The sequence below is a fragment of the Nodosilinea sp. P-1105 genome, assembly GCF_012911975.1.
Lineage (GTDB): Bacteria > Cyanobacteriota > Cyanobacteriia > Phormidesmidales > Phormidesmidaceae > Nodosilinea.
The window spans coordinates 1-5,437 of sequence record NZ_SMDQ01000125.1 but is presented as its reverse complement, the minus strand read 5'-3'; the positions used below and the strand labels follow the sequence as shown (position 1 = coordinate 5,437).

At 51.4% G+C, this 5,437-nt stretch carries 5 protein-coding genes; 3 read left to right on the top strand and 2 right to left on the bottom strand.

Going from position 1 to position 5,437, the window contains the following annotated elements; all coding sequences use genetic code 11:
* On the top strand, positions 1-195 hold a 195-nt coding region (locus E1H13_RS26030), incomplete at its 5' end, for an IS1 family transposase (RefSeq protein WP_240966398.1).
* 292 nt (positions 196-487) lie between these two features.
* Here the strand turns inward: E1H13_RS26030 and E1H13_RS26025 are convergent.
* Together E1H13_RS26025 and E1H13_RS26020 are read right to left on the bottom strand one after the other, a co-directional pair.
* Positions 488-1,846: a DUF2254 domain-containing protein gene (locus tag E1H13_RS26025; protein WP_169617876.1), complete on the bottom strand. Its 1,359-nt coding sequence runs from the start codon at positions 1,844-1,846 to the stop codon at positions 488-490.
* A 663-nt stretch (positions 1,847-2,509) separates the two neighbouring features.
* Positions 2,510-4,000: an IS1380 family transposase gene (locus tag E1H13_RS26020; RefSeq protein WP_169617875.1), complete on the bottom strand. Its 1,491-nt coding sequence runs from the start codon at positions 3,998-4,000 to the stop codon at positions 2,510-2,512.
* Between the two features lie 99 nt (positions 4,001-4,099).
* On the opposite strand from E1H13_RS26020, the gene E1H13_RS27800 reads away from it, so the two are divergent.
* Positions 4,100-4,234 carry a hypothetical protein gene (locus E1H13_RS27800; RefSeq protein WP_256378571.1) on the top strand — a complete coding sequence of 45 codons (135 nt, stop codon included), beginning with the start codon at positions 4,100-4,102 and terminating at the stop codon, positions 4,232-4,234.
* A 64-nt stretch (positions 4,235-4,298) separates the two neighbouring features.
* Positions 4,299-5,069 carry a sterol desaturase family protein gene (locus tag E1H13_RS26015; protein ID WP_169617874.1) on the top strand — a complete coding sequence of 257 codons (771 nt, stop codon included), beginning with the start codon at positions 4,299-4,301 and terminating at the stop codon, positions 5,067-5,069.
* The last annotated feature ends 368 nt before the right edge of the window (positions 5,070-5,437 follow it).

Sequence of the window (5,437 nt, the reverse complement as noted above, 5' to 3'; positions counted from 1 at the left end):
ACCAGTTACATCGAGCGTTTGAACAACACGTTGAGGCAGCGGGTGGCGCGACTGGTGAGAAAGACCCTGTCGTTCTCTAAAAAGCTCGAGAACCACATTGGGGCCATCTGGCTATTCATCCATGACTACAATCGCTGCATCAGAGAGAAGTTGGCCAAGCAAGGTCATCCGGTCTTTTCCTCTGGCCTGCACTAAAATTCACTACCCCTGAGCGAAGGTGGATTTCAGTTCCTCAAAGGCCTTCCGGTTCAAACCGGTCAAAGCACGGAGGAGGCGGTCACTCTTGAAGGCACGTTGGAGATTCAGCACGGCACAACTGGGTTAACTTACTCCACAGGCTATTATCCCCTATTTCACAACAGGTCTTTTGTCCTGGTGCTACTGCGGCACTGGTCTCTAAAAGTATGATCCTTAATTTCTCGTTGCCCAGAATCCTTGTACAGCAGGCGTTCTAAAAACGTCCCACTTTAGTAGTCTAGTACCGTCGCTATAAATTTGAATGTCTAGTTCCTTCAAGCTGCTCGATCGCACTTATAGCTTCTAAATATTGCGCTGTAATATCCTGGCGGTCGAGCTCTTCGGCGATGGCATCGTGGCTGCCCCGCTCAATCATCTGGGCCTGGCGCCGGAGGGCAGCGCGGGCGTCTGGTCGGTAAGTGAAGGGGGCAATGACCGCGATCGCCTCCAGCAGCCGGATGGTCACTGCCACGCTCGATCGCCCATTCTGCCGAATTTGATTAAAGGCGGCATCGGTGACATCGGCAAACGCCAGGGATGTCATCGACAAGCGCAGCTGGTTTTGATCGTCGTAGCGGTAGGGCGAAGGGATGTCACGCCGGGCCAGATAGCACAGGGTGGCACTGACTTGGTCTATACAGCGAACGGCAGTAAACGGATCATTAATGCCTGGCGACAATGCTCGTACCGCAATCTCCACGAGCTGGTTGATGGAAAATTCTAAATCTTGCTGATTGGTGCGCTTAGACCCGAGCACAAAGGCCCCATCAATCTGGGATTTCAGGGTCTTATTGACCTTGCCTTTAGGGAAAACCCGCGCCAGTTCGCTACCCTGAACCATAAAGCGGCCTGCGCGTGACTGCACTTGAATAATCAGATCGTTCTCCGTGGCAATTTGCATGAGCTGATCATCGTCAAAGGCCTGAAGGTAGCCGTCACTCTTCGCATTGACGGGGTAAGAGTGGCGGTTAAAATCCATGGGGATATCGACTACGGTTGCATTTTCCGTCTGGCTTAAGAAGCTGTGCTCAGTGGTTTCAGGAAACAGCCGCTGGATGGCGTCCTCTAAGTCTTTGCCGACGGCTTTGATAATGTTATCGACCTGAATGGATGAGGCGGCATGGTGCAGAAAGTAAATGAGCACGCCAATACTGGCGATCGCTAAGCCAATGGCGCAGGTTACCGCTACATGGGGCACAAACTCCTGGCCCTCTGACTCATTTACCGTGCGCAGCACCATCAGGCAGTACAAAAAGGTAGAAATAAACGTACCCAACACCACCTGGTTGCCGGTATCTTGCATGAAATTTCGCAGCAGACGTGGCCCGAATTGGGAAGAGGCCAGCTGCAGCGCCACAATGGTGATGGAAAATGCTGTGGTGGCCACGCTCACCATAGACCCCGCGATGGCAGATAGCACCGCCCTTGACCCGCTAGGCCCCAATGAATATACCCAGCTGACATCACCGATGATGTCAGACTCTAGCCAGTGGTCGATACCAATGGTAAAAAACGAAAGCCCAATGGCTAGCCCCACCATTAGCGATGGCACAAACCAAAAGCTAGAGTTTAGGGAATCCCACCATTTGCTTAGCTTTGCAGATTGCATCAAAAGTTAAGCCTCCTGAGGGCATTTCTTAACTTGAGGAAATTTACTACGTTTTTAATCAAATCAATCAATTCAAACGCAACTTAAACAATATTTCAAACGCCGCTGTGGCATACTTTATATAATCGCTAATAGGTTAATTCATTAATCGCAAAACCGCAAGGAGATTGGCCATGCTACGCCTGATTAGTAAACAGTCTAACAATAGCTAGTACATGATGTTGATTTTGATCCTGGCGATCGCCGCTGCTGGGTCTTTAGAATCCCTCGCCCTGATCAATGTTGTTTAAAGGTAGAGACCTGATCGGTAAAGCCATCACCTCCTACGACGCTGGGAAGAAATTTGACCTAGTAAAAGTCCTGATTTTGATCAGGAGAGTAATCAACTGCTAGGCTTTTTGGTGCAAAAGACAGGCTGGTTTAGCCCGGATTTCTCACCAGCGCGTTTTGAGGGAGGTCAGCTCATCAGATCAAAGCTGAACAGTGGGGTGAGGAGCAAGAATGTTGATGGCAGGACAACATTTTGCGCCTCCTTGGCCGTGAGGAGTTCTCTTGGGAGGGAATTCTGCCGGTTTGCCCAACCGCCACGCATGGCAAAGCCAGGGTGCGGGAGCACCCGTTTGACCATTAACCACGAAGAAACGAGAGACCGCAATGGCGGCTCTATCCTGGCTGAGGGCGTCGTTGGAGGTGTTGATAAGCGGCTTGAAAAATGGCCTGTATGGGAGTTGCCGAGCTGAAGGCCACCAGGATACGACGTACGGAGATGCGCACCTGAGCGCCCAGCTTGAGCAGCTTGCGGCGAATCGTACCGCACTGGGCATCGGCCAGTTCAGTATGGGCGAGGGCTTTGAGTCGTAGGGTTTGCATCAAAACATAGGCCAACGAGGAGAACCAGAGACGGAGCTGATTACTCTCAAACTCATGGGTGGAGGTGCGGTCGCTAAACAAGTCGAGTTGATGCTCCTTGATACGATTTTCCATCTCCCCTCGCGGACAGTAATAGTCACGGTGGAGGGAGGCCGGATGAACCTGCTCAGCACTGAAGGAGGTGACCACAAAATGGCGACGGGGTCCGTTGCCATCGTAAGTGAGCTTGCACACGACGCGACGTTCCCGGCTCCAAGACTCAACGGTGCGATAGCTCAAGGACTGATACCACACCTGGGGAGGAACCAAGCGGTCAAGTTCGGCGGCGAACTCGGCGCTGCTCTGGGAAAGTAACGGTTCGAGGGCGGTCGCGACGGTTTGGCGCTGCGCCTCGTAAGCCGCTTTCGCCCGTTGTTCGAGGGACCACGTCAATTGACGCAAGCGGGCATTGCTGCTGTGGGCGGTGACAAACTCGACCCGGCTTTGGCTCTCGCACCAACTCATGATGTCGTCTCGGCTGTAGGCACTATCGCCTCTGACGACAATCGTCACCTGGGGCCAATGCCCTCGAATCTGAGCGATGATACGCTGCAGTTCGCTCAACGCGCCGTCTGCCGGATCCACGTTAGCCGGACGCAGTTTCGAACTTAACAAATGTCGGCCACAGAAGATTAGTAAGGGGGTGTAACACTCATGCTGGTAGTAGCCATTGAAGGCAGCTCCTTCCTGATTGCCGTGGGTCGGGTCATCGGTGACATCCATATCCAGAATGATGCGCTTGGGCTCGCGCTCCATCTGCTCGATAAACAGCTCCACCAGTAACGCTTCCACCGCCGCTGGGTTCACGCTCATCTTGATGTAGCGTGAATTGGAGAGGTCATTTGAGATATGCATCGCCTGCTCCAGACGATTAAGCGTGCTCTTGCCTGCTAAAGGCGCACAACGGGGGTGCTCACTCTCGAGCTGACCTAGAACGGCACCAAACAGACGGTCATGGCGCAAGTCGTCATGGTCATTGATATCTTCATACCCTTGGACCAATCCATACAGCCGTTGGGCAATCAGCGTCTTCAACTCATGCTGCACCCGGTTGGCATCCCGGTGATCCGTAAAGCACTCGGCCAGACGCTCGCTGATGCGATACAAATTGTCGATTTCTCGAATTAGCAGCAGTCCGCCATCGCTGGTGAGGTCGCCACCACTGAAATCAGCTACTAGCTTTCGCCGGCTCACACGGCAAAAGTCGTAGCTGGTTGAGGTACACTCTGTTTGAATCGAGGTCATGGTTCCAAACCGCTGAACGCTTTGTGTTTATTGCATTCTCGCTGTTTGTTGACCCCGATTCACCTTTTCTTGTGAGATATCCGGGTTAGGCGCGTCCGGGTGTTGTTGCTCAGCGATGTGCAGGCGATCGGGGGCGATGCAGTGATAACCTCATCTCAGGGGGCGATCGCCAGTGCCCACCAAGCCCAGGTGCTTGACTTGCTTCTCAAATCGGTTTATACCGAAAAAACCTAGCTTTCCCTGGAAAATTTGCGGGCACCCTAGGCGAGTACCGCAGCACTGTAAACACCTAACAGGCATGGAATTTAAGAGTCACTCGTTCGAATTTTACAACATTGCCTTTTTTGGCATTATTCTGTTCCGGTATTTTTTTGTAGCGGGGGTAACCTACTGGTTCTTTTACTCGCCATTCAGTCAATCATTTGTGGATCATAGACTGACGCATCATCCCCCTTCCTGGGGTGTCATTAGGCACGACATTAAACTTTCGGTGCTTTCAGCAGCGGTGTTTGCCCTAGCCGCATCATTTATTTTCTCCGCCTATCATCAGGGTTTCACTCACCTATATACTGACCCGCATCGTTATGGGCTGTGGTACCTGGGTCTGAGTTATGGAGTGGTGTTGATTCTGCAAGATACCTACTTTTACTTTACCCATCGGCTCTCTCATCACCCTAAGCTCTTTCCCTGGGTACATCAGGGGCACCACCGATCGCGCTACCCTACCCCCTGGACATCCTTTGCCTTTGACCCCCTAGAAGCAGTTGTACAGTCACTATTCCTAATCGGTATTATTTTTGCGATTCCCCTGCATTTCATCACCTTAATTGCCGTATTAAGCACAATGACCGTGTGGGCCGTATTAAATCACCTTGGCACCGATCGCCTCCCCGCCTCGTTTCCTCACCACTGGCTGGGGCAGTGGGTGATTGGCCCTGCCCACCACTCCATCCATCACCTCAAATACACCGTTCACTACGGGCTTTACTTTACTTTTTGGGATCGCCTGCTGGGTACCCAAGACCCCAGGTATACGCAAGCCCTTAACTCTTTTGCCCTAGATGAGTAGATTGCTTAAATCAACACCGACTCGATCGTATTCCCCAAGGTGGGATGTTATGCCCTGAATAGAAGTCGGAAACCAAAAGTCAGAATACAAGAAGGGATTGGCTTCTGGCTTCTGGCCTGTTCAAGATGTCCTAGCTTAAATCTCATCTCCAGATTCCAGCCTGCCCTTAAGATGCCAGCATCAATTTTTATCTACTAAAAAAATAAATCGCTAAAATATTTAATTAGTTTGCTTTCTCAAACAAATCACTCATTAAATAGAACCCCTATACATGACAATAACTCTATAGACGGAGCACTCCACAAGGCGGGACGTTAAGGGGTTAATTGTCGTGTATCAATAGATACTTGTAAAGAAAAGCTCTGCGG